Source organism: Roseomonas indoligenes (assembly GCF_017813365.1).
Classification (GTDB): Bacteria; Pseudomonadota; Alphaproteobacteria; order Acetobacterales; family Acetobacteraceae; genus Roseomonas; species Roseomonas indoligenes.
The window spans coordinates 227,215-249,316 of the sequence record NZ_JAGIZA010000006.1 but is presented as its reverse complement, the minus strand read 5'-3'; the positions used below and the strand labels follow the sequence as shown (position 1 = coordinate 249,316).

At 71.2% G+C, this 22,102-nt stretch carries 25 protein-coding genes; 16 read left to right on the top strand and 9 right to left on the bottom strand.

The features are described from left to right. Positions 1-87 precede the first annotated feature (87 nt). From purB to J5Y10_RS12775, 4 genes are all read left to right on the top strand, one after another. Entirely contained in the window at positions 88-1,443 is a 1,356-nt protein-coding gene (gene purB, locus J5Y10_RS12790; protein WP_209374075.1) for an adenylosuccinate lyase, read from the top strand. 109 nt (positions 1,444-1,552) lie between these two features. After that, complete coding sequence (locus J5Y10_RS12785; protein WP_209374074.1) at positions 1,553-1,897, top strand: hypothetical protein; 345 nt, start codon at positions 1,553-1,555, stop codon at positions 1,895-1,897. Positions 1,898-2,009: 112 nt separating this feature from the next. Beyond that, the gene (locus tag J5Y10_RS12780; RefSeq protein WP_209374073.1) at positions 2,010-2,996 is read left to right on the top strand and encodes a lysozyme inhibitor LprI family protein; all 987 of its coding nucleotides are present in this window, start codon (positions 2,010-2,012) and stop codon (positions 2,994-2,996) included. 59 nt (positions 2,997-3,055) lie between these two features. Next, complete coding sequence (locus J5Y10_RS12775; protein ID WP_209374072.1) at positions 3,056-4,165, top strand: NAD(P)/FAD-dependent oxidoreductase; 1,110 nt, start codon at positions 3,056-3,058, stop codon at positions 4,163-4,165. Positions 4,166-4,290: 125 nt separating this feature from the next. On the opposite strand, the gene J5Y10_RS12770 is transcribed toward J5Y10_RS12775, so the two are convergent. The 4 genes from J5Y10_RS12770 to J5Y10_RS12755 all read right to left on the bottom strand — a co-directional run bounded on the left by J5Y10_RS12770 (position 4,291) and on the right by J5Y10_RS12755 (position 7,517). Continuing rightward, the gene (locus J5Y10_RS12770) at positions 4,291-4,524 is read right to left on the bottom strand and encodes a hypothetical protein (RefSeq protein ID WP_209374071.1); all 234 of its coding nucleotides are present in this window, start codon (positions 4,522-4,524) and stop codon (positions 4,291-4,293) included. A gap of 452 nt (positions 4,525-4,976) precedes the next feature. Next, positions 4,977-5,852, bottom strand: coding sequence for a DUF305 domain-containing protein (locus tag J5Y10_RS12765; protein ID WP_209374070.1), 876 nt, complete (start codon positions 5,850-5,852; stop codon positions 4,977-4,979). Between the two features lie 143 nt (positions 5,853-5,995). Beyond that, complete coding sequence (locus J5Y10_RS12760; protein ID WP_209374068.1) at positions 5,996-6,919, bottom strand: general stress protein; 924 nt, start codon at positions 6,917-6,919, stop codon at positions 5,996-5,998. Between the two features lie 49 nt (positions 6,920-6,968). Then, positions 6,969-7,517 carry a hypothetical protein gene (locus J5Y10_RS12755; RefSeq protein ID WP_209374066.1) on the bottom strand — a complete coding sequence of 183 codons (549 nt, stop codon included), beginning with the start codon at positions 7,515-7,517 and terminating at the stop codon, positions 6,969-6,971. Between the two features lie 267 nt (positions 7,518-7,784). On the opposite strand from J5Y10_RS12755, the gene purC reads away from it, so the two are divergent. The 5 genes from purC to J5Y10_RS12730 are packed head-to-tail and all read left to right on the top strand — an operon-like array spanning position 7,785 to position 10,384. Continuing rightward, positions 7,785-8,549 (top strand): phosphoribosylaminoimidazolesuccinocarboxamide synthase, encoded by a 765-nt coding sequence (gene purC, locus J5Y10_RS12750; RefSeq protein WP_209374064.1) that lies wholly within the window; start codon positions 7,785-7,787, stop codon positions 8,547-8,549. Continuing rightward, positions 8,549-8,788, top strand: a complete 240-nt coding sequence (purS, locus tag J5Y10_RS12745; protein ID WP_209374061.1) for a phosphoribosylformylglycinamidine synthase subunit PurS — start codon at positions 8,549-8,551, stop codon at positions 8,786-8,788. Before purC ends, purS begins: the two co-directional genes overlap by 1 nt. Positions 8,789-8,807: 19 nt before the next feature. After that, entirely contained in the window at positions 8,808-9,068 is a 261-nt protein-coding gene (locus tag J5Y10_RS12740) for a hypothetical protein (protein WP_209374060.1), read from the top strand. After that, on the top strand, positions 9,065-9,739 hold the full coding sequence (gene purQ, locus J5Y10_RS12735) for a phosphoribosylformylglycinamidine synthase subunit PurQ (protein ID WP_209374059.1): 675 nt from the start codon (positions 9,065-9,067) through the stop codon (positions 9,737-9,739). The genes J5Y10_RS12740 and purQ overlap by 4 nt, the downstream gene beginning before the upstream one ends. A 36-nt stretch (positions 9,740-9,775) precedes the next feature. Continuing rightward, positions 9,776-10,384 (top strand): hypothetical protein, encoded by a 609-nt coding sequence (locus J5Y10_RS12730; protein WP_209374058.1) that lies wholly within the window; start codon positions 9,776-9,778, stop codon positions 10,382-10,384. A 10-nt stretch (positions 10,385-10,394) separates the two neighbouring features. Here the strand turns inward: J5Y10_RS12730 and J5Y10_RS12725 are convergent, their stop codons facing one another. Further along, the gene (locus tag J5Y10_RS12725) at positions 10,395-11,507 is read right to left on the bottom strand and encodes a THUMP domain-containing class I SAM-dependent RNA methyltransferase (protein ID WP_209374057.1); all 1,113 of its coding nucleotides are present in this window, start codon (positions 11,505-11,507) and stop codon (positions 10,395-10,397) included. A 247-nt stretch (positions 11,508-11,754) separates the two neighbouring features. Between J5Y10_RS12725 and J5Y10_RS12720 the strand changes: the two genes are divergently transcribed. Further along, a complete protein-coding gene (locus tag J5Y10_RS12720) occupies positions 11,755-12,855 on the top strand; it encodes an SMP-30/gluconolactonase/LRE family protein (RefSeq protein ID WP_209374056.1) in 1,101 nt (366 codons plus the stop codon). Positions 12,856-12,885: 30 nt separating this feature from the next. On the opposite strand, the gene J5Y10_RS12715 is transcribed toward J5Y10_RS12720, so the two are convergent. Continuing rightward, positions 12,886-13,896: an SDR family NAD(P)-dependent oxidoreductase gene (locus J5Y10_RS12715; RefSeq protein WP_209374055.1), complete on the bottom strand. Its 1,011-nt coding sequence runs from the start codon at positions 13,894-13,896 to the stop codon at positions 12,886-12,888. Between the two features lie 180 nt (positions 13,897-14,076). On the opposite strand from J5Y10_RS12715, the gene J5Y10_RS12710 reads away from it, so the two are divergent. Next, positions 14,077-15,105 (top strand): SDR family oxidoreductase, encoded by a 1,029-nt coding sequence (locus tag J5Y10_RS12710; RefSeq protein ID WP_209374054.1) that lies wholly within the window; start codon positions 14,077-14,079, stop codon positions 15,103-15,105. 93 nt (positions 15,106-15,198) lie between these two features. Here the strand turns inward: J5Y10_RS12710 and J5Y10_RS12705 are convergent, their stop codons facing one another. Then, positions 15,199-16,221, bottom strand: coding sequence for an amino acid ABC transporter substrate-binding protein (locus tag J5Y10_RS12705; protein WP_209374168.1), 1,023 nt, complete (start codon positions 16,219-16,221; stop codon positions 15,199-15,201). 297 nt (positions 16,222-16,518) lie between these two features. On the opposite strand from J5Y10_RS12705, the gene J5Y10_RS12700 reads away from it, so the two are divergent. The 3 genes from J5Y10_RS12700 to trhA all read left to right on the top strand — a co-directional run bounded on the left by J5Y10_RS12700 (position 16,519) and on the right by trhA (position 17,831). Beyond that, entirely contained in the window at positions 16,519-16,725 is a 207-nt protein-coding gene (locus J5Y10_RS12700; RefSeq protein WP_209374053.1) for a cold-shock protein, read from the top strand. A gap of 181 nt (positions 16,726-16,906) precedes the next feature. Next, a complete protein-coding gene (locus J5Y10_RS12695; protein WP_209374051.1) occupies positions 16,907-17,143 on the top strand; it encodes a hypothetical protein in 237 nt (78 codons plus the stop codon). A gap of 16 nt (positions 17,144-17,159) precedes the next feature. Next, complete coding sequence (gene trhA, locus J5Y10_RS12690; RefSeq protein ID WP_342452906.1) at positions 17,160-17,831, top strand: PAQR family membrane homeostasis protein TrhA; 672 nt, start codon at positions 17,160-17,162, stop codon at positions 17,829-17,831. Positions 17,832-17,865: 34 nt separating this feature from the next. Here the strand turns inward: trhA and J5Y10_RS12685 are convergent, their stop codons facing one another. Further along, positions 17,866-18,933, bottom strand: a complete 1,068-nt coding sequence (locus tag J5Y10_RS12685; protein ID WP_209374047.1) for a M20/M25/M40 family metallo-hydrolase — start codon at positions 18,931-18,933, stop codon at positions 17,866-17,868. 226 nt (positions 18,934-19,159) lie between these two features. Continuing rightward, complete coding sequence (locus J5Y10_RS12680; RefSeq protein WP_209374046.1) at positions 19,160-19,480, bottom strand: HigA family addiction module antitoxin; 321 nt, start codon at positions 19,478-19,480, stop codon at positions 19,160-19,162. A gap of 507 nt (positions 19,481-19,987) precedes the next feature. Between J5Y10_RS12680 and J5Y10_RS12675 the strand changes: the two genes are divergently transcribed. Then, complete coding sequence (locus J5Y10_RS12675) at positions 19,988-21,436, top strand: sensor histidine kinase (protein WP_245214624.1); 1,449 nt, start codon at positions 19,988-19,990, stop codon at positions 21,434-21,436. An 18-nt stretch (positions 21,437-21,454) separates the two neighbouring features. Next, complete coding sequence (locus J5Y10_RS12670) at positions 21,455-22,057, top strand: transposase (RefSeq protein ID WP_209374045.1); 603 nt, start codon at positions 21,455-21,457, stop codon at positions 22,055-22,057. Positions 22,058-22,102: the final 45 nt, after the last annotated feature.

The following is a 22,102-nucleotide window of genomic DNA, read 5'->3' as shown; positions in this document are numbered from 1 at the left end:
ACCCGCGCGGCCCGGCGCCCCTCGATCCCGCGCTTGACCCCATCCCCGCCCCCGGATACCGCCCCCCTGCCCCGAGGAGGCTCACCGATGGTCCCGCGCTACACCCGCCCCCAGATGGCCGCGATCTGGTCCCCCGAGACCCGGTTCCGCATCCTGTTCGAGATTGAGGCCCTGGCCGCCGAGGCCATGGCCGGGCTCGGCACCATCCCCCGCGAATCCGCCGAGGCCATCCGGCGCGAGGGCGACCGCCGCATCGCCGCCCTCTCCCCCGCCGACCTGGAGCGCATCGACGAGATCGAGCGCGTGACGCGCCACGACGTCATCGCCTTCCTCACTTGGCTCGGCGAGACGCGGGAGGACGGCTCCGGCATGGGCGAGCACGCCCGCTTCATGCACCAGGGCATGACCAGTTCCGACGTGCTGGACACCACCCTGAACCTCCAGCTCGTCAAGGCCGCCGACCTGCTGATCGCGGACCTGGACGCCCTTCTCGCGGCGCTCCGCACCCGCGCCGAGGAGCACGCCCTCACCCCCACCATCGGCCGCTCCCACGGAATCCACGCGGAGCCGACCACCTTCGGCATTAAGCTCGCCGGCCACTGGGCGGAATTCGCCCGCTGCCGCGCCCGCCTCACCGTCGCCCGCTACGAGGTGGCCACCTGCGCCATCTCCGGCCCCGTCGGCACCTTCGCCAGCGTGGACCCGCGGGTGGAGGCCTATGTCGCGGAGAAGCTCGGCCTTCGCCCTGAGCCCATCTCCACCCAGGTCATCCCGCGCGACCGCCACGCCGCCTTCTTCTGCGCCCTCGCCGTCACCGCCTCCGCGATCGAGCGCCTGGCCGTCGAGGTCCGCCACCTCCAGCGCAGCGAAGTGCGCGAGGCCGAGGAATACTTCCACCCCGGCCAGAAGGGGTCCTCGGCCATGCCCCACAAGCGCAACCCCGTCCTGACCGAGAACCTCACCGGCCTCGCCCGCCTCGTGCGCGGCTACGCCACCCCCGCGCTGGAGAACGTCGCCCTCTGGCACGAGCGCGACATCTCCCACTCCTCCGTGGAGCGCGTGATCGGCCCGGACGCCACCATCGCGCTCGACTTCGCCCTCGCCCGCGCCGCCGGCATGATGGAAAAGCTGACGATCTACCCGGACCGCATGGAGGCCAACCTGGAAAGCCTCGGCGGCGTGGTCCACAGCCAGAAGGTGCTGCTCGCCCTCACCCAGGCCGGCATGAGCCGCGAGGACGCCTATGCCACCGTCCAGCGCAGCGCCATGGCCACTTGGGAGAAGCTCGGCACCCCGGAAGGCCGCAGCTTCCGCGACAACCTCCTCGCCGACCCCCAGGTCACTGCCCTCATCGTGCCGGAGGAACTGGACCGCGTCATGGACCCGCAGCGCGACTTCACCCATGTCCGGGCCACCCTCGCCCGGGTGTTCGCGGAAGCTTGATCCGCGCTGCCGCAATGCGGCAGCGCCCCGCCTCCGTTCCGCCCACATGGGCGCCCATCTCTCGGGCGTCCCCGGCCGGTCCGCCGGCTAACGGAGGAGGTCCTCAGCCATGATCCCGTCCACCACCAGCACCGGCCGGCGCGGCACGCTCCGCGCCGCCCTCGCGGCGGCGGCCGTGGCGGGTGCCCTGGCCCTGGCGCCAGGGGCAGCCGATGCCATGACGCTCCAGGCGGCCAATACCCTGTCGCCCCCGGTGGCCGATGCCGGCACCGCCGCGCTGCTGCAGCCCGTGCAATACTACTACGCTCCGCCGCGCTACTACGCGCCGCCGCCCCCGCCGCGCTACTACCGCCGCTGGCGCGGCTACCCGCCGCCGCCGGTCTATTACGCGCCCCCGCCGCCGCGCTACTACGTGCCGCCGCCCCCGCCGCCGGGCGCCTACTACCGCTACTAGGGGCCTCGCATGGCCGCACGGGGCCGCCCGGCCCCGTGCGCCCCAGGCCTGCATCCGCGCACGCTTGACCGAGACGCTTGACCCGGAAGGCCACCGCCCGGAAACTCCGCGCGTGATCCCTCCGCCGCGTTCCCTTCCCGCCGCCGCGCTGGTGGCGTTCGCGGCCGCATGCACTCCCGCCCTCGCGCAGGCCCCCGCCCAGCCCCAGCCCGACCAGTCTCAGCCCGGCGCGCCCGCGACCTGCAATCCCGCACCCGCCGCCGGCACGGTGGCGGCCGCGCTCTGCTCGGACCCCGCCGCCCGCGCCTCGGACCGCCGCCGCGCCGGAGCCTACGAGGCACTCCGCCACCAGTTGCACCCCGCCCAGCGCCCGGGCCTGGAGGCCGACGCCCGCGCCTTCCAGGCCTTCCTCGAGACCCAGTGCCGCCCCGGCGGCACCGCCGACGCCGCCTGTATCGCCCGTGCCACCGCCGCCAAGCGCGAAGACCTCCTCCGCTGGCTCCAGCCTCCCGCGCGGGAGGAGGCGGAGCGCGACCCGGACGCCCAGGCCGCCCTTGAATCGCGCCTCCCCGCGGCCCCGGAGGCCCGGCGAGAGGTGATCGCCACCCTCCAGCGCGGGGCCGGCCTGCCCGCCACCGGCTTCCTCGATGCCCGAACCGCCGCCCTCGTCCTGCCGCCCGCGCCGCAGCCCACGGGGGCGCCACCCACCCAGCCCCCGCCCGCCGAACCGCCCACCGCGCCGCCCCCGGACACGGTCTGGCTGCCCCGCTTCCCCGCCGCGCTGAACGCCCGCTACGCCGTCTCGGACTGCGGCGCCCCCACCGCCACCTGGATCGGCGGCGGCCTCTACTTCGGCAACCGTCCTGTCTCCGGCGAAACCCGCTACGCCATCTTCGCGGACGAGCAGCGCTTCTACCTCTTCCCCGCCGGCGGCGGCCCGGCCCGCATCCTCGAGGGCCAGACGGACGGCAGCATGCGCCTCTCCGGCACCATCCCCCCTGCCCTGGCCAGCCGCGGCGTCACCCCCGGCACCGTCCTCCGCCGCTGCGCGGAACAGCCGGTCCGGATCGAGGTCGCGCCCCGCCCCCGCCGCCGCTGACCTTCCCAACCCGCGCGGCCCCGGCCACCCTGCCGGGGAACGGCAGGGAGTCTTCCGGCATGCGGGTCATCGTCATCGGGGCCGGGATCCTCGGCGCCAACGCCGCCTTCCACCTCGCCCGCGCCGGCGCGGAGGTCACGGTGCTCGACCCTCTCCTGGAGGGCCGGGCCACCGCCGCCGGGGCCGGCATCGTCTGCCCCTGGCCCTCCGCCCGCACCGATCCCGGCTGGTACGGCTTCGCCACCGCCGCCGCGCGCCACTACCCCACCCTGATCGAGGCCCTCGCGGCCGGAGGCGAGACGGATACCGGATACCGCCGCAGCGGCGCCCTCGTCCTCCCCGGCCCCGACGGCACGCTGGAAGCCGCCGAGGCCCGCATCCTCGCCCGCCTGCCCGACGCGCCGGAGGCCGGGACCCTCTCCCGCCTGGCCCCGCAGGAGGCCCGCGCCCTCTTCCCCGCTCTGAACCCGGACCTGCCGGCCCTCCATCTCACCGGCGGCGCCCGCGTGGACGGCCGCCGCCTCGCCGCCGCCCTCCTGCGCGACGCCGAGCGCCACGGCGCCCGCCGCATCGCCGACCCTGCCCTGGACCTCGTCACCACCGGCGGCCGCGTCACCGGCGTCCTCACCCCCGACGCCCGGCTGGAAGCGGACGAGGTCCTCCTCTGCGCCGGCGCCTGGGCCCCGCCGCTCCTCTCCGCCCTGAACCTCGGCCTCAACGTCCAGCCGCAGCGGGGCCAGATCGCCCATTTCCACCTGCAGGGGCAGGACACCGCCGCCTGGCCCGTCCTCCTCCCCCAGTCCGGCCACTACATGCTGGCCTTCGAGGGCTCCCGCATCGTCGCCGGCGCCACGCGCGAGACCGGCTCCGGCTTCGACCCCCGCCTCACGGCCGCCGGCGCGAAGGAGGTGCTGGACAACGCCCTCGCCCTCGCCCCCGGCCTCGCCAACGCCACCCTGCTGGAGTTCCGCATCGGCCTCCGCCCCGCCGGCCCCGACCTCGCCCCCCAGCTCGGCCGCGCCCCGGGCTGGGAAGGCCTGACGATCGGCAACGCCCTCGGCCCCAGCGGCCTCACCCTGGGCCCCCTCGCAGGCGCGCTACTGGCCGACCTCGTCCTCGGCCGCCCGCCATCCCTGGACCTTGCGCCCTACGCGCCTTTCCCGGCCTGATCGGGCGCCTGGCCCAGGAGGATGCCGACGAGACCGGCCATGCCGGAGAGGACGGCATGCTTCCAGTGGACCGCGGCCATGAGGGCAACGGGCGGCCGGCGAGACGAAGCGGGACAATGCCCCTGCTACCGCGACATCTCGTCCCGGAACATCCGCATGATCGCGCGCCGGGCCAGATCACGCCGCGCCCTCTCCATGCCCGCCGCGATGGCATCGGCGGAGGCCCGGGCGTCATCCGCATAGAGCTCGTCGGGATACTTGCCGGCCGCGTCGACATCCGGCGATGGCGCGGTGCAGGCCCCGACGGAAAGGGCGAGGAAAGCCATGGCCAGGGTCAGAGGACGGGTCAGCGGGCTCACTCCGTACATCCCTGCGGTGCCGAAAGCCGGCATGGCCGTCAGGCCGTGTCCCGCCGACCTCTCGGCCGATCCGCCCTGGCGCCACGCCCAGCATCACGCCCACCATCACGCCTCCGGGCCTTTATCATGCCCCGCACGGCCCGGAAGAGGTCCATTTTCCAGCCGCGCAAGCCGATCGCGCCCAGCGCCCGGTACTGCTGGCGCCGGATTGCACCCTGGATCAGGGCCTTCGCGATGCGCGCAATCGGCAAGTCGGTACTCCCAGGTCTGGAGTGGTCCCAACTGCGGCGCAGCATGGTGGTTGCCCTGCTCTTTCCCCGTCGCAGATCGCTGCGGAGAGAAAAGGCGGCAGCCAGCCGCGCCGGCAAGCCTCGTTGCTATCGGCGCCCTGCCCCACTCGGTCCGGGTAGCGGAAGGATCTCTCCCGGCTCGCGATCAAGCCGCACCCACCCTCAATGAGCGTGATGCCCGGAATGGCGCGCCCCGCGCCCGACAGGAGGCGCCGCAACGGCCGGCGCCGCCATTCCCGAACTGCCACCATGCCCCGCATGCGCGCCGCCCTGCTCGGCCCCGCCATGCCCGCCATGCGCCATCCCATCCATCCCGTGCACCATGGAGGCCGGCACGACCACCGCCGCCGCGTCGCCGGGATAGGCGGCCACAGCCCGGTTCATCAGGGCAATCTCCTGCGTCTGGTCCGTGATGATGTCCACGTTGAGCAGGCCGAGGAAGGTGTTCCGCCCCGCCGGATCCGCCTGGTAGGCGCGGGCCATGTCCAGCGCGCCCTGGTGGTGGATCGTCATAGCCTTGGCGAACTGCACGTCCCGCACCGTCATCGCCCCGCCCGACGGGTTGAACGGCTCCAGGAAACCCGGAACGGGGTAGCGCTGGTACCGCAACGGCATCGCCAGCCCTTCCGTCGCGGAAGGCTGCACGGCCAGCCCGCCCACGACCATCGCCGGCTCCGCCAACCGCCGCGCCACCTCGTCCATCAGCGCGATCTCGTAGCGCTGGTTGTGCATGATGGACCGCGCCAGCACGCGCAGCGCCGGGCTGCGCGCGGCCGGGTCCGCCAGATATTCCTCCGACATGGTCAGCGCCCCCGCGTGATGCGCCCTCATCCCCGCCACGTAGTCGCGGTCGGCCTTCAGCCGCGCCGCCAGAGCGCCCGCCGGCATTACCGCGTAATCGGTAGAGAGCACGGGCTCCACGCCCTCGTCCGCTCCCTCACCAACCATGGCCAGGGCCGCGTTCGAAACCGGCCCCGCGAGAAGAAGGCCGAGCATTCCCGCCGCCCGCCATCCCGCCACACCCGCGCGTCCGGCCATCACCCCAACTCCCGATCCATCCCGGGCATTCTCCCGCTTCCCACCGTGGGAAGCTCAACCCCTGACGGGCGGGGACCGCGACGAAAGAAAAGGGCGGCCCCCGAAGGAGCCGCCCCATCCTCACCCGAGCGCGGAAGCCGCGATCAGATGCTCTTGTGCGTCGGGTTCGCGCCGGTCGTGTTGGTCCCCAGCGTCTTGTCCACCGCGCGCCCGGCCGCCGTGCCCGGCGGGTTGGCGGGCGTGCCGTCCGACTGGGACGGGAAGGCGCCGGAGGTGTTGGTCCCCGCCGCACGGTCGAAGGCGCGGGTAGCCTCGGTGCCCGGCGGGTTCGTGCCGGAGGTCGTCCCGGCCGCGTAGCTGGAGGACTTCGGGAAAGCCGTGCTGTCGGCGCGGCTCGTCTCGTTCTCCGGGTGCGCGCCGGAGATGTTGGTGCCGGCCACCTGGTCCACGCCGCGGCTCAGCATCGTGCCCGGGGGGTTGCCCGGCGTGCCGTCCGGCGAGTCCGCCACGATGCCGCGGTCGTAGCCCGTCCAGCCACCCGCGCGGTAGTCGGCCTCGCGGCCCGCCGTGTCCACGGGGTTGTAGCGGGCCAGGATCGCCTCGGCCTCGCTGGCGCGCATCTCATCCGCGCGAACTGTCACGAGGCTGCCGCCCCGGTTCAGGCCCTCGGAATACACGTGCGCGTCGCGCTCCTCGACGCCAGCGCCCACCAGGCTGCCCAGCAGGCCGCCGGTCGCGGCACCCGCGCCCGCACCCGTCAGCGCCGCCACCAGCCAGCCGGCCGCGACGATCGGGCCGACGCCCGGGATCGCCAAAGCGCCGATGCCCGCCAGCACGCCCGCGCCGCCGCCGAGGACGGTGCCGATCGTGGCGCCGGTGCCAGCGCCGGTCGCCGCGTCATCGGTGTCCACGGCGTCAGTGGTCGTGCCCGTCGTCGCGGCGTTGTCGCCGTTCCGCGCCACGATGCTGACGTCGTCGCGGGAGAAGCCGGCGGCCTCAAGCGCGTTCACGGCGGAGCTCGCGTCGGCATAGGTGTCGTAAAGTCGGGCAATGGTCCGCATCGTCATAGAACTCTCCTTTTGGTCGTTGTCGTCGGGCTTAGTCGGATGCGTTCGCTCAGCGCGCCGGCGCTGCGCCGGTCACGACATTCCCCTGGAAGTCCAGGCCCACATCGGCGGACTGGCCACCGCGCATCGCGCGGCCACGCCACACGCCGGCCTCGTCCTTCTTCAGGTCCTGCACGCCCGTGAAGCCGGCGGCCTCGATCCGGCTGCGCGCCTGGCCCTCGGTGAAGGAATTGGCGCCGGATGCCGGGGTGGCCGTGGTCGCGGGCGCATTGCCGTGATTGTCCGTCCGGACGGCGGACTGGCCGTTATCGGTCCGGCCCGTCGTGTTGCCGGCGGTCCCGCCCGTCTGGGTGTGGGTGGTGCCGGCGGTGCTGCCCAGCGGCGCGCCCTGCGTGGCCGTGCCGGCGCGGGACTGGGAAGCGGCGGGGCCGGAGGTGGTGCCGGGCGCGGCGGTGGTGCCGGGGGGCTGCGTGGCCGGCGCCATGCTCATCGGCGGATTGCTGGGGGAAGACGGATTGCTGGTGCTCTGGGCCATGGCGAGGGGGGCCAGGGCGGTGGTGGCCAGAGCCGCGGCGATGATGGCGATACGCGTGCGCATAGCGAAATCTCCCTGAAGTTCTGATGCGTCACGGTCTCTTGCCGTGCCGTGCCCGGGCTTAACGCGGGTGAAGGCCAGGCGTTGACCCGCTCCGGTCACGCAATCGTGGGTTGCCCGCCATCCACACCCCCGGACAGCCCGCCCCGGCCATGCGCCCGCGGCGGTGGCCCTGCCCCACACCCCCTGCTATACGCAGCCCTCATTCGCCGCCGCGGGCCCGCCGACAGGCCGATTCCGGCGGCCATACGAGATTCCGGGAACCCCACCATGGCCCGCAGGCGGCAGCTCTACGAAGGCAAAGCCAAGGTCCTCTTCGAGGGCCCCGAGCCCGGCACCCTGGTCCAGTACTTCAAGGACGACGCCACCGCCGGCAACGGCGCGAAGAAGGGCGTCATCACCGGCAAGGGCGTGCTGAACAACCGCATCAGCGAGCACCTGATGACGCGCCTCGCCGAGATTGGCGTCCCCACCCACTTCATCCGCCGCCTGAACATGCGGGAACAGCTGATCCGCGAGGTGGAGATCATCCCGCTGGAGGTGGTGATCCGGAACATCGCCGCCGGCAGCCTCGCCAAGCGCCTGGGCATCCAGGAAGGCACCCGCCTCCCCCGCAGCATCGTCGAGTACTACTACAAGAACGACGAGCTGCAGGACCCGATGGTGTCCGAGGAGCACATCACCTGCTTCGGCTGGGCCTCCACCCAGGACCTGGACGACATCGTCGCCCTCGCGCTGCGCGTGAACGACTTCCTCACCGGCCTCTTTCTCGGCGTCGGCATCTCCCTCGTGGACTTCAAGCTCGAGTTCGGCCGCCTCTACGAGAACGACGAGATGCGCATCGTCCTCGCCGACGAGATCTCCCCCGACAATTGCCGCCTCTGGGACACCAAGACCGGCGAGAAGATGGACAAGGACCGCTTCCGCCGCGACCTCGGCAAGGTCGAGGAGGGCTACCAGGAGGTCGCCCGCCGTCTTGGCATCCTCCCCGAAGCCGGCGTGCGCGACCTCAAGGGCCCGGAGCTCATGCAGTGATGAAGGCAAAGGTCTACGTGATGCCGAAGAACGGCGTCCTCGACCCCCAGGGCAAGGCCATCGCCCACGCCCTCGGCACCCTCGGCTTCGAGGGTATCGGCGAAGTCCGCACGGGCAAGGTGATCGAACTGGAGCTCGCCGAGACCGACCCGGAGGCCGCGAAGGCCGCCGCCGAGGCCATGGCCCGCAAGCTCCTCGCCAACACGGTCATCGAATCCTTCCGCGTCGAACTGGCCTGAGGCGCCCGGGCTCCGCGCCATGATCAAGGCCAGCCTCCTCATCATGACCGTCCTGACGGTCCTGATCTCGATGCTCCTCTCATGGCGGGAGCGCCGCAAGGCCCTCGCCCGCCCCGCGGCCCCTCTCCCCCGCGGCAGGCGCGCCCCCGCCCGCCTGGGCCTCATGGCCCGCGCCAAGGTGGGCCTGGACCGCTGGGTCACCGCCGCCGCCATCGCGGCCCTCCTCACCATCGCCGTCCTCGGCGGCCTCCACTGGCTCAGGGTCCTCCACGAACCATGAACGCCACCATCCTCCTCTTCCCCGGCACGAACCGGGAGCGCGACATGGCCATCGCCCTGCAGAAGGCGACCGGCCGCAAGCCCTCCATCACCTTCCACCGGGAGACCGAGCTGCCGACCGGCACGGACCTCGTCGTCCTCCCCGGCGGCTTCTCCCACGGCGACTACCTGCGCTGCGGCGCCATGGCCGCCCAGTCCCCCATCATGCCCGCCGTGCGCGACTTCGCGGCCAAGGGCGGCCACGTCCTCGGCGTCTGCAACGGCTTCCAGATCCTCTGCGAGGCCGGCCTCCTCCCCGGCGCCCTGCTGCGCAACGCCGGCCTCCGCTTCCTCTCCATGGACTGCGTCCTCCGGGTGGAGCGCGCCGGCACCCCCTTCACCGCCCGCTGGCAGAAGGGCGCCACCTTCCGCGCCCCCATGGCACACGGAGACGGCAACTACTTCGCCGAGGACGAGACCCTGGACCGCCTGGAGGGCGAGGGCCTCGTCGCCTTCCGCTACGCCGACCGGAACCGCAACGGCGCCGCCCGCGACATCGCCGGCATCCTCTCCCCCAACCTCCGCATCCTCGGCCTGATGCCGCACCCCGAGGACCTGGTGGACCCCCTCATGGGCGGCGAGGACGGCCTCCCCCTCTTCACCTCCCTCGCCGAAACCCTCGTTTCGGCCTGAACACGCTGGCATGGTGCCCTCCGGAAGGAGAGCGCCATGCCCGCCCCCCGCCGCTACCCCCTCCCCGTCCGCCTACTCGCCGTCCTCGCCGTCATCCTCATCGCCGGCCTGCCCTGGTACCTGGACCGCCTGACCCATCCCTGGGGCAACCCCTTCTCGGCGGAAGGCACCCTCACCGGCGATTGGGCCGGCACCGCCACCACCCCCACCGGCCGCCCCCTCCGCATCTGGCTCCAACTGCGGATGAGCACGCGCAACAGCGGCTGCCGCAGCGGCACGGGCTGCGGCCCCTACCCCACCGGCCAGGCCGCCACCTGCGACGAGCGCGGCACCCTCCGCCTCTACCGCATCACCGCCTCGGTCCCGGACAACGACGAGTCCCGGATCCGCTTCAGCCCGACCCCACCGCCCGAGGTCGCACAGGAGGTCCATCTCGGCCCCCTCACCGGCAGCCGCACCGGCGACACCCTCCGCCTGCAAGGCCGCCTCTTCGCCCCCGGCCCCGTCACCACGCGCATGTGGACGGACGAGAACGGCATCGACCGCTCCTCCATCCGCGCGGGCCACCCCGATGCCGAGGCGATCACCACCTGGACCCTGAACCGCTACGCCGGCCCCTGGCCCCGCAACTGCCCGCCGTCCTGAGCAGCGCCCCTCACCCCAGCACCGCCGTCCGGTACAGCGTTACCCGCAGCCCGCCATGCGGCACCGGCGCCCCGGCCGGCAGGAAGGGCAGCCCGGTGGCCCTCGCCAGCCGCGCCTCGTTCGCCACCATCCCCACGCGCCACCCCGCGAAGCGCTCCAGCATCACCTGCCCGAAGGCCTGGTACAGCGGTAGCAGCTTCCCCTTGTCCCCCAGCCGCGACCCATAGGGCGGATTGACGATCACCAGCCCCGGCGGCCCGTCCGGGGGCATCACCTCGCTGATCGAAGCCCGCCGGAAGGCGCAGAACCCCTCCACCCCGGCCCGGGCCGCATTCGCCAGGCTCATCGCCACTGCCCCCGCATCCCGGTCGCTCCCGTGGAACCGGAAAGCAGGCACGCGCGCGCTCCTCACCTCGCGCATCCGCTCCCAGGCCTCGGCGTCGAAACTGGCAAGCCGCTCGAAGGCAAATGCCCGGGCACGCCCGGGATTCAGCCGCGCCGCGATCTCCGCCGCCTCGATCACGAAGGTGCCGGACCCGCACATCGGATCCAGCACCGGCTCGTTCCCCTCGTAGCCGCATCCCCGCAGGAACAGCGCCGCCATCGTCTCCCGCATCGGCGCCGCGTTCACCGCCTCCTTGTAGCCGCGCTTGTGCAGCGGCTCACCGGAGGTATCGACGCTGACCGTGCAGAAGTCGTTCTCGATCCGCACCATCACCAGCACGCCGTCCTCGCCCGGCACCGCCCCCAGCGTCTCCCGGATCGCCCGCTCGAACCGCTCCGCCGTCGCCCCGCTGTGATAGATCTTCGACCCCGCGCAGGACGCCTCCACGCGGAAGGGCACGTCCCGCCGCAGCACGTCGCCCCACCGCACCCGCCGCGCCAGCGTATCCAGCTGCGCCAGATGCACCGCGCGGAACCCGTCCACCCGCGCCAGCACCCGCCCGGCCCCACGGATCCAAAGGTTGGCCCGCCATACCTCCGGCCACCCGCCCCGGGTCACCACGCCGCCCGGCACCGCCTTCGGCCGCTTGAACCCCTTCCCGCCGACCTCCTCGGCCAGCAGGTCCTCAAGCCCAGGCGGGGCCGAAAGGAAAATCTCGAAATCCGTGTCCGCTGTCATCACGCCCGCCCTGTCATCCCTCCCCTTAGGCTGTATGGGCGGAACTGATCCAGAGGCGGGTAGCAGGCGCGAATACAGGCCCGTCACCAGCGTCGCCGATGGCCGGGCCCTCCGGTCCCCTGACCTCGTCGGGCGCCAGGACCTCGCATCCGCCGACGCGCCCGCGCCCTTGCCACCCCCGCTCGGACCGTGGCCATCATGGCAACGGTCCGCGCCCGGCACCGGTGCGCGCAGGAGGAACCCAGGAATGAACACCACCCGTCGCGCCCTGCTGCGCGCCGCCGGAACGGCCGCGGCCGCCGCCCCGGCGCTTGCCCCCCTCGCGGCAGCCGCCCAGTCCTTCCCCTTCACCCCGAACCAGCGCTACCCCGACCCGGCGGTCCAGATCCTGGACCCCAGCTTCGCGAAGTACCGCCTCTACAGCAGCACGGTGGAGCAACTCGCCACGGGCTTCCGCTGGGCCGAAGGCCCCGCCTGGTTCCCGGAGGACGGCGGCTACCTCCTCTTCAGCGACATCCCGAACAACCGCATCATGAAGTTCAGCGAGAAGGACGGCTCCTGCACCGTCTTCCGCAGCCCCGCGAACTATTCCAACGGCAACACCCGCGACCGCCAGGGCCGCCTCGTGACCTGCGAGCACTCCGTTACCCGCCGCGTCACCCGCACGGAGAAGGACGGCTCCATCACCGTCCTCGCGGACAAGTACGAGGGCAAGCGCCTCAACGCCCCGAACGATATCGTGGTGAAGTCCGACGACAGCATCTGGTTCACCGACCCCACCTTCGGCATCCTCGGCGACTGGGAAGGCTTCAAGGCCGCGCCGGAACAGCCCACCACCAACGTCTATCGCCTGGCGCCGGACGGGAAGATCACGGCCGTCATCACCGACCTCGTCCTGCCCAATGGCCTCGCCTTCTCGCCGGACGAGAAGAAGCTCTACGTCGTCGGCCGCAACCCCGCCCCCGCGCGCTCCATCTTCGCCTACGATGTCGGTGCGGACGGCACGCTCTCCAACCGCGTCAAGCTCATCGACGCCACCGACTCCGCCGCGCTCGACGGCTTCAAGGTCGACAAGGACGGCAACCTCTGGGTCGGCTACGGCAGCGACGGCAACCTCGAAGCCCAGCCCACCACGGTGAACGGCCGCCCCGTCTACAATCTCCGCGGCAAGCCCGAGGAGTTGGACGGCGTCATGGTCTTCAGCCCGGAAGGCAAGCGCCTCGCCCATATCCGCCTGCCCGAGCGCTGCCCCAACCTCTGCTTCGGCGGCGCCAAGGGCAACCGCCTCTACATGACCAGTTCCCACTCGCTCTACGCCCTCTACGTCGAAGCCCAGGGCGCCGCCTGACGGGCGAAGGCTCGCGGCCCCGCCGCGAGCCTACCGCCGCTCCTGCGCGTCCATCCGCGCGCGGATGCCGCCCTCGACCCCCGTCCCCTCCGCCATCGGCTGGTGCAGGTTCCCCGAGGTGATCGGCCCCGGCGGCGCATCCTCCATCTGCGTGCGCTGGATGAACCCCCCGGCGATCCGCTCCGTCAGCCTCGGCGCGATCCGGTCCCCCAGCACCGCCGCCTGGGACTTCCACCCCACCTGGTACGGCCCGTTGGGGTGGACCGAATTCCACACGATCGCGTCCACCACCTGGGCCGGATCGTCCATCAACCCCGCCTGCGCCTGCCGCCCCGTGTAGTTCCCGGCATGCACCCAGTAGGGCGTGTCCACCGCCCAGGGCTGGATCGTCGCCACCCGGATCGCCCGGTCCAGCCCGCCCAGCCGCAGTTCCTGCCGGATCGCGCCATCCAGCCCGAGCATCGCGTGCTTCGTCGCCGCATAGGTCGCGTGATAGGCCAGCGGCACATCTCCCTCGACGGAGGAAATGTTCACCAGCACCCCGTGCCCCTGCCGCCGGAACTGCCGCAGCGCGACGTGGGAGCCGTAGATCGCCCCCTTCAGGTTCACGTCCACCATCCGCGCATGGTCCGCAATCGGGATCTCCTCGAACCGCCCGATGGAGGCCACCGCCGCGTCGTTGATCCACACGTCGATCGCCCCGAACCCGCCCAGCGCCGCCTGCGCCAGCGCCTCCACCTGCGCCGGGTCGCTCACATCGGTCGGCACCACCAGCGCCTGCCCGCCATTGGCGCGCACCTGCGCCGCCACCTGCTCCAGCACCGCCCCGCGCCGCGCCGCCAGCACGACATTCGCGCCATAGGTTCCCAGCCGCTCCGCCGTGCCGCGCCCGAACCCGCTGGAAGCCCCCGTCACGACATAGGTCCGCCCGGCCACCATCGCGCGGTCCCGGCTCCCGAGTTCGGCGGGTGCCGAGCACCCTCCCAGCACCGCCCCGGCCACCGCGATCATTGCTGCGGGCAACATATGAAAAGGGAACATGCGCCGCTCCTCGGCTAGTCGGCACGAAGAACATCCCAGCGCGACATTCGTTCCACCGAGTGCACGCATCGCGGCACGCATGCCCGCGCGATCCGAACACGCATGCGTGCGCGATTCACATGCGCCAAGGCGCCGCTCCGCCGCCACGGCTTACATGCCCCCCTGCAACGGAGAGAGCGCATGCAGCCCCGACTCAAGCCTCTGTCCGAACAGGTCGTCGTCATCACCGGCGCCAGCAGCGGCATCGGCCTCGCCACGGCACGCATGGCGGCAAGGGAAGGCGCCACCGTCGTCGTCGCCGCCCGGAATGAGGAGGCGCTGCGCAACCTCGCGCAGGAGATCCGCGCGCAGGGCGGCCGCGCGCTCCACGTCGTCTGCGACGTCGGCAAGGAGGACGACATCCGCAACCTCGCGGAAACCACGATCCGTGAGTTCGGCCACTTCGACACCTGGGTGAACAACGCCGGCATCTCGATCTTCGGCGAGACCTGGAACGTCCCCATGGACGCCTGGCACCGCATGTTCGACACGGTCTACTGGGGCCTCGTCTACGGCTCCCTTGCCGCCCTGCGCCATTACCGGGAACGCGGCAGCCCGGGCGCCATCATCCAGACCGGCAGCTTCTTCGGGGACCGCGCGCCCGCGGTGCAGTCCACCTACTCATCCGCCAAGTTCGCCGTGCACGGCTTCACCGAAGCGATGCGGACCGAGATCGAGCACCACGGCTGGCCCGTCTCCGTCTCCCTCATCCATCCCGGCCGCATCGACACGCCCTACAACGAGCACGCCGGCAACTACATGCCGATGCAGCCCGTCCACCGCGGCATGATCTATCCGCCGGAAGCCGTGGCGGAAGCCATCCTCTGGTGCGCCGCCCACCCCAAGCGCGACATGTATGTCGGCTCGCAGGCGAAGGCCGCCGCCCTCATCGGCTTCCTGTTCCCTCATTTCACGGACTGGCTGATGAAGCGGCTGATGTACACCTCCCACCAGTCCCGAACCCGCCGCTCCTCCGGCGATCCCGCCCGTGCCCTCTTCCAGGCCGGCTATGGCGGCCATGAACGCGGCACGCACGAGCCGCACCTGCTCCGCAGCAGCAGCCTCTACGTGAAGGCCACGAAGCGCCCCGCGGCAACGGCCGCCATCCTCGGCCTCGCCGCCATCCTCCTCACCACCGCCCTGCGGCGGCACAGCGAGTGGGAAGCCTGACACCGCGCCCCCACGCGGCCAGGCCTCCCCGAGCGGAAGGGACCGCCCTCCGCTCCGTGGGGGAAGGCGCCAGTCGCCTTCCCCCATAACCCATCACCGCATCGGCGGCGCGTATTGCAGCCCGCCACGGGTCCAGAGATTGTTGATCCCGCGCTGCACCCCCATCGGCGTGATGTTGCGGTCCCACATCTCCGCAAAATTCCCGACCTGCCGGATGATCTGCACCGCCCAGTCCGGATTCACCCCCAGCGCCTTCCCCAGATCCCCCGTCGCGCCCATGAAGCGCTGGATCTCCGGATTGGCGCTGCCCCGGAAGCTCTCGATGTTCCGGCTGTCGATCCCCAGCTCCTCCGCCGTCAGCTGCGCGAAATGCGCCCAGCGCACGATGTCGAAGAACTTCCAGTCCCCCTTCCGCACCATCGTCCCCAGCGGCTCCTTGGAGATGATCTCCGGCAGCAGCAGGTACTGATCGGCATTCGCCCCCTGCGCGAAGCGGAAGGATGCGAGGGAGGATGCATCCGTCGTGAAAGCGTCGCACCGCCCGTTGATGAACGCTGCCCGCAGTTCCTCAAGATTCTCGATCACCAGCGGTGAGAACCGCAGCCCGTTGGCCCGGAAATAATCCGTCAGGTTCAGCTCCGTCGTGCTCCCGGGCTGCACGCAGACCGTCGCCCCGTCCAACCCCTTCACCGAGGTCACGCCTGACGCCTTCTTCACCATGAAGCCGGTGCCGTCATAGAAATTGATGCTCGCGAACTCGAGCCCGAGCGCCGCCTCCCGCCCCAGCGTCCAGGTCGTGTTCCGCACGAGCATGTCCACCTCGCCGCTCTGCAACGCCGTGAACCGGCTCTGTGTCGTCGTGTTGATGAACCGGACCTTGCTCGCATCCCCCAGGATCGCCGCCGCCACGATGCGACAGCCATCCGCGTCCAGCCCACGCATCACCCCCTGGCTGTCCGGCAGGCTGAATCCCGCAACACCCCCGGCCACGCCGCAGATCACAGTGCCGCGCGCGCGGATGGCGCCCATCGTATCCGCTGCCGGCTGCGCCCAGGCCGCGCCGCCCATCGCCAGCCCCAGAACCGCCGCCCCAAGGGCGGCCCGAACTCCACGCATCATCGCAGCAGCATCCCTGTCCCGTTGTTCGGATGCGTGCGCCCAGCCTTCCCGCGGCCATGTTCCTGGCCCTGTGCAAAAGGCTAGCGAAGCCCGTGCCGTGAAGCGAACAGAAGCGAAAATCCGGTAAGACCTTGCAACTCGTGGCCGCGCAGCCCATCTTGGCTGGGTCAGTCTCGTCGTGCCGGCCTGCTCTCCTTGCTCTTCCGAGCGCCGAGCTCGGTGTCCGTCTCTCTCGAAGCTCGATCCGGTGTGCACGTTGCCCACCGGTGTTTTAGCATGAACGGAACACCTACCATGGCCACAGGCACCATCAAGTGGTTCAACGCGACCAAGGGCTACGGCTTCATCCAGCCGGATGACGGCTCCAAGGACGTCTTCCTCCACATCTCCGACGTCCAGGCCGCCGGCATCGCCGAGCCGCGCGAGGGCGACAAGCTCGAGTACGACCTGCAGCGAGGGCAGCAGGGCAAGGTCTCTGCCGGCAACCTGAAGGTCGCCTGAGCTGAGGCTCCGCCCGGGGCACAGACCCCGGGCGCATCGGCAGGGCCACGGCCCGCCGGAAGGAAGGGCGGCCAACCCCGGCCGCCCCTCACCCCGTTCACCGGTTCCCCGCCCCCGAGCCGCCGGCCAACACGCGCCGGCCCCGATCGAGGTCTGCAGGGGCCCGGCAAGGAACCACCCCATGCAGCAGCAGCACAGGTTCCGCATCGGCGAGGACGTCGAGCTCATCCCCCGCCACTTCTCCCCGCGTGAAGCCCACGGTCGCTACACGATCACCCGCCTCCTCCCGAACGATTCCATGGACCGCGAGTACCGCGTGAAGAGCGGCCATGACGGCCACGAGCGCGTCGTCCGTGAGAGCGAGATGCGCGCCAGCGCCACCACCCTCGCCAGCCGCACTTGGCCGAGCGAGAGCTGAGCCCACCGCCGCTGCCGTGACGCCCGGGGCAACCGCCGAGGCCATCCCGGCCCTCCCGCGAACCGTATCACCGGCCGAACGCCGCGCGGACGCCGCCGTCCACGCGCTCGGCCTCCTCGCCGTGCTCGCCGGCACCATCCTGCTCCTCCACACCCTCCTCACGGCCCCGAGCCCCGGCGCGTCCCTCGCCACCGGCCTCTACATCCTCGGCCTGGTCGCCACCTTCGCCTGCTCCGCCGCCTACAACACGGCGCCCGAAGGCCCGCGCAAGAACATCCTCCGCCGCCTGGACCACGCGGCCATCTTCCTGATGATCGCCGGCACCTACACCCCCGTCGCCCTGCTCGGCATCGGCGGCACCTGGGGCACAACCCTCTGCGCCGCCGTCTGGGCCGGCGCCCTCCCCGGCATGGCCCTGAAGCTCATCGCCCCCGGCCGGTATGAGCGCGCGGCCCTCGCCGCCTACCTAGCCCTCGGCTGGCTGGGCGTCCTCGCCCTCCCCACGATGCTCCAGACCATGCCACCCTGGCAGACCGCGGCCATCGCCGCCGGCGGCCTGCTCTACACCGCCGGCACCGCCTTCCACGTCGCGGAGCGCATCCCCTACAGCACCGCCATCTGGCACGCCTTCGTCCTGGCCGCCGCCGCCTGCCACTTCACCGTCGTCCTGCACCTCGCCGCGGGCTGAGAAACCCCCGGCCGACGACGACGCGAAGCCGCACTCACCACGGAACGAAGTTCGTCTCCGCCGTCACCCGCCGGCAATAGGCCGCCAGCAGCCGCGCCGTGTTCTCCAGATCCGTGAGACTCACCACCTCGCAAGGCGTGTGCATGTACCGCAGCGGAACCCCCACCAGCCCGGAGGCCATCCCGTGCCCCGCGGTCTGCATCTTGTTGGCGTCCGTCGGCGTGCTGCTCGGCGCAATCCGCACCTGGTACGGAATCCCCTCCTCATCCCCCGCCCGGCACAGCAGCTCGAACACCTTCGGATTGGCATTCGCCCCCCGCAGCAGGCTCGGCCCCTTCCCCATGTCCAGCTTGCCGAACTGCGCCGCCGTCACGCCCGGGTAATCGATGGCGTGCTCCATATCCACCGCCACCCCCGTCAGCGGCTTCAACTGGTTCGCCGCCGTCTCCGCCCCGCGGGACCCAATCTCCTCCTGCACGGTGCCGAGCGCATAGACGCCCACCTCAGGCGAAAGCCCGCCCTCCTCCTTCAGCAGCCGGATCGCCTCCGCCACCACGAACAGCCCCGCCTTGTTGTCGAAGGCCCGCGCCACCGCGCGATCGCCCAGCAGCGGCTGAAAGTCCCGCTGGAAGGTCACGATATCCCCGAGACGCACAACCTCCTCCGCCTCGGCACGAGAGGTCGCGCCGATATCGATCCACATCTCTCCCATCTTCGGCTTGTCGTTCATCTCCCCCGGCCCGAGCAAATGAATCGCCTTCCGCCCCACCGCGCCCACCACGCGCCGCTTCCCATGCACCCACACCGTCTGCCCCAGCGGCACGGAGGCGTCGTGCCCGCCGATCGCCATGAAGTGGAGCAGCCCTTCCTCGCCGATGTCGTGGATGATGAAGCCGATCTCATCCATGTGCCCGGCCAGCATGATCTTCACCGGCGCATCGGGGTTAAGGATCACCGTCACATTGCCATGCACGTCCGTGGTGATGTCGTCGGCATAGGGCCGGGCATAGTCCCGGTACAGCCGCGCCACCTCGCCCTCATACCCGCTCGGGGACGGAGCCTTGATCAGCTCCGCCAGGAAACGGAGGGATTCGTCCCGCATGTTGGATGGTTTCCCTGATCAGCGCCCTTCAGTGCGGCGGCCGGTCCGGAGAGGTGTCACGAAGTCAGCGGGCAGGCATTGTCGAAGGATACTCCGACAGATCACTCCGGCGGCATGACTCGACGGGCATGACACGGACCGGGACGCGCCGGACCATCACCCGTGCAGGCGCCTCCCCGAAGGCAGGCCCTTCACGGCCCAGGGCTTGTGCGCCCGCCCGCACCCGTCACGCGGCAAGACGCACCCGCCCCCTGGACACCGGCTGGATCTTCGCCAGCTCGTCGCAGATCAGGTCCTCGGTGTCGTAGAGGTCCCATTGCTGCTGCGCCGCCAGCCAAGTCTCCGCGCCGATGCCGGTCGCCTTGGCGAGGCGAAGCGCCATTTCGGCCGTCACACTCCGCTGCCCGTCCACGATCTGGTCCAGGCGAACGAGGCAGACCCGGATCGCACAGGCGAAATCCGCACGCGACACATCGGCCTGCCGCAAGAACTCCGCCAGTAGAACACCGGGATGGCTCGGAGGAAGGAAAGCAAGTTTGGGCAGCATCGGGTCTCTCCTCCGCACAGCCATTCCGGCTGCATTGTTCTGCGAAGAAGAACGCAAAGTCCCATAACCTGGTTTCTGCAGTCGACGCACGATTACTCGCCCTACATCATGTCCGCGTAATATTACCCCTCCATCGGTACTTCATGGACTGTGGAATCGACAGCAACGATCAGCATGGGCGCCGCTGATACACGGCCGGACGCATCCGGATCTGCTCGCCCCGTTCCAGGGCATCGCGGACCGGCATCAGCGCTGGCAGGCTCCGTCTCGCCGTTCCGATCGCCCGGCCTCGCCACCCTAGGCACCTGGCAGGCGGAGGGCATTATCCCGGATTATGGCGCGGAGATCGTGGGCGGCCTTACAAGAGCCCGAACGTGCAGCCTGATCCGGCACCTCCGAATTCAGCACTCGCCCATCCTCAACCGATGCCCAAGCCAATGATGGACGTCCATTCGGGTTGGGCGATCATTCCGGGCGAGGCTGGCCCCGGCCACAGCAGGAGGAACCATGCCGCCTGGCAGAAGATCCGAGGAGGCATCGCCCCTGCCCGGACATGATGCCGAACACCCCGCCTCCGTGTCCAAGGAGCGCGACGCGCTGGCGGCCGAGAACCGGGCACTCCGGGCCGATGCCGCCTCCCACCGCGAGGGGATGGACGCACTGCGTCAGGCGCACGCCGAAGCCGAGGCGCGATCCCGCACCCATGAGAAGGAGCTGACGACTGCCGGGGACGAGCTGCGGCTGTCGCTCGCGGAGGCCCACATCCTGACCAGAGGCCTGGAGGCAGCCAATGCCGAGCTCTCCGGCCGGAACAGCACGCTCGATGACAGCCTCGCGGAACGCACCGCCGAGCTGGGCATCGCCAATGAGGCCCTGCGCCGGGATGAGCAGCACCTGCAGCTCATCTTCGAGAGCGCGACCGAATACGCGATCTTCACCCTCGATACCCAGGGGCGTGTCACGACCTGGAACCCCGGCGCGCAGCGCATCTTCGGCTATGCGGAGGACGAGATCCTCGGGCAGCCCGCCGCCGTCATCTTCACGCCGGAGGAGCGCGCCGAGAGGCAGCCCGAAGTCGAGATGAGCCGGGCGGTGGAGGACGGCCGCGCCGTGGACGAGCGCTGGCATATGCGGGCCGATGAATCCCGCTTCTGGGCCGCCGGCGTTCTGATGCCGCTGCTGGATCGGGATGGCGGCCTGCAGGGCTTCCTGAAGATCCTGCGCGACCACACGGAACGCCGCCTTGAGGAGCAGCGCCGCGTGCTGCTCACTGACGAGCTGCTCCACCGGGTCAAGAACACGCTGGCCTCGGTGCAGTCAGTCGCAGCCCAGACCCTGCGCGAGACAGAGATATCGGCCACCTTGCAGGCAACCCTGGTCGAGCGGCTCAAGGCGCTGGGGCGTGCGCACGACATGCTGGTGCGGTCCGGCTGGAAGGGAGCCCTGCTGGGCGAGGTGCTCGCGGAGACCCTCGAGCCTCACGCCGGGAACGCCGGGGCGGTGCGCTACTCGGCGGAAGGACCGCCGGTCCGGCTTTCCTCGGATACCACGGTCATTCTCAACCTGGCGCTGCACGAGCTGGCGACGAATGCCGCGAAATACGGCGCGCTCTCGGCCCCGGATGGCCATGTGGAGGTGGTCTGGGAACTGGAGGCGCGAACCGGGGCCGAGACGCCTGCCGTCGTGATCTCCTGGCGCGAGCGCGGGGGTCCGCCGGTGCGGCCGCCGGAACGGCGCGGCTTCGGCTCGCGGATGCTGGAACGCGCCCTGCCCTATCAGTCCGGTGCCGAGGTCTCGCTCAGCTTCCCGCCACCGGGCGTGGAGTGCCGAATCTGCCTGCCGCTCGCGCGCCCAGCCAAGATGCGGGACCGGCAAGCAGCGGAGGCTCGCCACGGGAAGGTTCCCTGCAGTCGTCCCACGACGGCAGCCCCCGCCAGCCTTGACATTTATAGGTAAATATTACTACGTTCCGCTATGCCCCTCCCCCACACCCCTCGCCTGACCACCCCCGCCCCCTGGTCCCCGCTCACCGACCTCCAGTTCCACGCCCTACTCCCCTACATCCTCCCCCGTTCCCCCGCCGGCCGCCGCATTTCCGACCTCCGCGCCCGCATGAACGCCATCTTCCACGTCGCCAACACCCACGCCCCCTGGCGCGAAGCCCCGCCCGGCGCCGGCACTCCGGACACGGTCGCCCGCCACTACCGCCGCCTCACCCGCGCCGGCCTATGGGAACGCCTTCTCATCGCCCTGGCCGATGCCGCCCCCAACCACCCCCTGCGCGGGATCGAACACCTCATCGTCCGCGCCTGCCGCCGCGCCCACCGCCTCCTCGGCCTGCCCTTCCTCGTCCTCATCCGCCGAATCGGCCTCCGCAGCGCCCTCCCCGCCCCGCCCTGGCTCCTGCCCGATCCCGATTTGTCCGAAATGCTCACCCGCGCCCTCCCAACCGCCGCGCCCAAAACCCGCGCCGGCCTCGCCGCCCTGAAAACCCGCCTGAAAAGCCTGAAATACCTCTTCAAGGCCGCCGAGGGCCGCCGCCGCATCCCCCGCACCGTCCGCTTGGCTTGGTCCTGAGCGATGCAAAGCATCGTCTCAGCGCGGGACGCAAAGCGTCATCGC

What these genes read in the sequence shown, in the direction of transcription:
- J5Y10_RS12685 (WP_209374047.1), bottom strand. Translation starts at nt 18,933, where the DNA reads ATGCGGGACGAATCCCTCCGTTTCCTGGCGGAGCTGATCAAGGCTCCG.
- J5Y10_RS12765 (WP_209374070.1), bottom strand. Translation starts at nt 5,852, where the DNA reads ATGGCCGGACGCGCGGGTGTGGCGGGATGGCGGGCGGCGGGAATGCTC.
- J5Y10_RS12670 (WP_209374045.1), top strand. Translation starts at nt 21,455, where the DNA reads ATGCCCCTCCCCCACACCCCTCGCCTGACCACCCCCGCCCCCTGGTCC.
- J5Y10_RS12720 (WP_209374056.1), top strand. Translation starts at nt 11,755, where the DNA reads ATGAACACCACCCGTCGCGCCCTGCTGCGCGCCGCCGGAACGGCCGCG.
- J5Y10_RS12710 (WP_209374054.1), top strand. Translation starts at nt 14,077, where the DNA reads ATGCAGCCCCGACTCAAGCCTCTGTCCGAACAGGTCGTCGTCATCACC.
- J5Y10_RS12705 (WP_209374168.1), bottom strand. Translation starts at nt 16,221, where the DNA reads ATGCGTGGAGTTCGGGCCGCCCTTGGGGCGGCGGTTCTGGGGCTGGCG.
- J5Y10_RS12740 (WP_209374060.1), top strand. Translation starts at nt 8,808, where the DNA reads ATGATCAAGGCCAGCCTCCTCATCATGACCGTCCTGACGGTCCTGATC.
- J5Y10_RS12730 (WP_209374058.1), top strand. Translation starts at nt 9,776, where the DNA reads ATGCCCGCCCCCCGCCGCTACCCCCTCCCCGTCCGCCTACTCGCCGTC.
- J5Y10_RS12760 (WP_209374068.1), bottom strand. Translation starts at nt 6,919, where the DNA reads ATGACGATGCGGACCATTGCCCGACTTTACGACACCTATGCCGACGCG.
- purC (WP_209374064.1), top strand. Translation starts at nt 7,785, where the DNA reads ATGGCCCGCAGGCGGCAGCTCTACGAAGGCAAAGCCAAGGTCCTCTTC.
- J5Y10_RS12680 (WP_209374046.1), bottom strand. Translation starts at nt 19,480, where the DNA reads ATGCTGCCCAAACTTGCTTTCCTTCCTCCGAGCCATCCCGGTGTTCTA.
- purS (WP_209374061.1), top strand. Translation starts at nt 8,549, where the DNA reads ATGAAGGCAAAGGTCTACGTGATGCCGAAGAACGGCGTCCTCGACCCC.
- J5Y10_RS12725 (WP_209374057.1), bottom strand. Translation starts at nt 11,507, where the DNA reads ATGACAGCGGACACGGATTTCGAGATTTTCCTTTCGGCCCCGCCTGGG.
- J5Y10_RS12715 (WP_209374055.1), bottom strand. Translation starts at nt 13,896, where the DNA reads ATGTTCCCTTTTCATATGTTGCCCGCAGCAATGATCGCGGTGGCCGGG.
- J5Y10_RS12775 (WP_209374072.1), top strand. Translation starts at nt 3,056, where the DNA reads ATGCGGGTCATCGTCATCGGGGCCGGGATCCTCGGCGCCAACGCCGCC.
- J5Y10_RS12700 (WP_209374053.1), top strand. Translation starts at nt 16,519, where the DNA reads ATGGCCACAGGCACCATCAAGTGGTTCAACGCGACCAAGGGCTACGGC.
- J5Y10_RS12695 (WP_209374051.1), top strand. Translation starts at nt 16,907, where the DNA reads ATGCAGCAGCAGCACAGGTTCCGCATCGGCGAGGACGTCGAGCTCATC.
- J5Y10_RS12675 (WP_245214624.1), top strand. Translation starts at nt 19,988, where the DNA reads ATGCCGCCTGGCAGAAGATCCGAGGAGGCATCGCCCCTGCCCGGACAT.
- purB (WP_209374075.1), top strand. Translation starts at nt 88, where the DNA reads ATGGTCCCGCGCTACACCCGCCCCCAGATGGCCGCGATCTGGTCCCCC.
- purQ (WP_209374059.1), top strand. Translation starts at nt 9,065, where the DNA reads ATGAACGCCACCATCCTCCTCTTCCCCGGCACGAACCGGGAGCGCGAC.
- J5Y10_RS12755 (WP_209374066.1), bottom strand. Translation starts at nt 7,517, where the DNA reads ATGCGCACGCGTATCGCCATCATCGCCGCGGCTCTGGCCACCACCGCC.
- J5Y10_RS12785 (WP_209374074.1), top strand. Translation starts at nt 1,553, where the DNA reads ATGATCCCGTCCACCACCAGCACCGGCCGGCGCGGCACGCTCCGCGCC.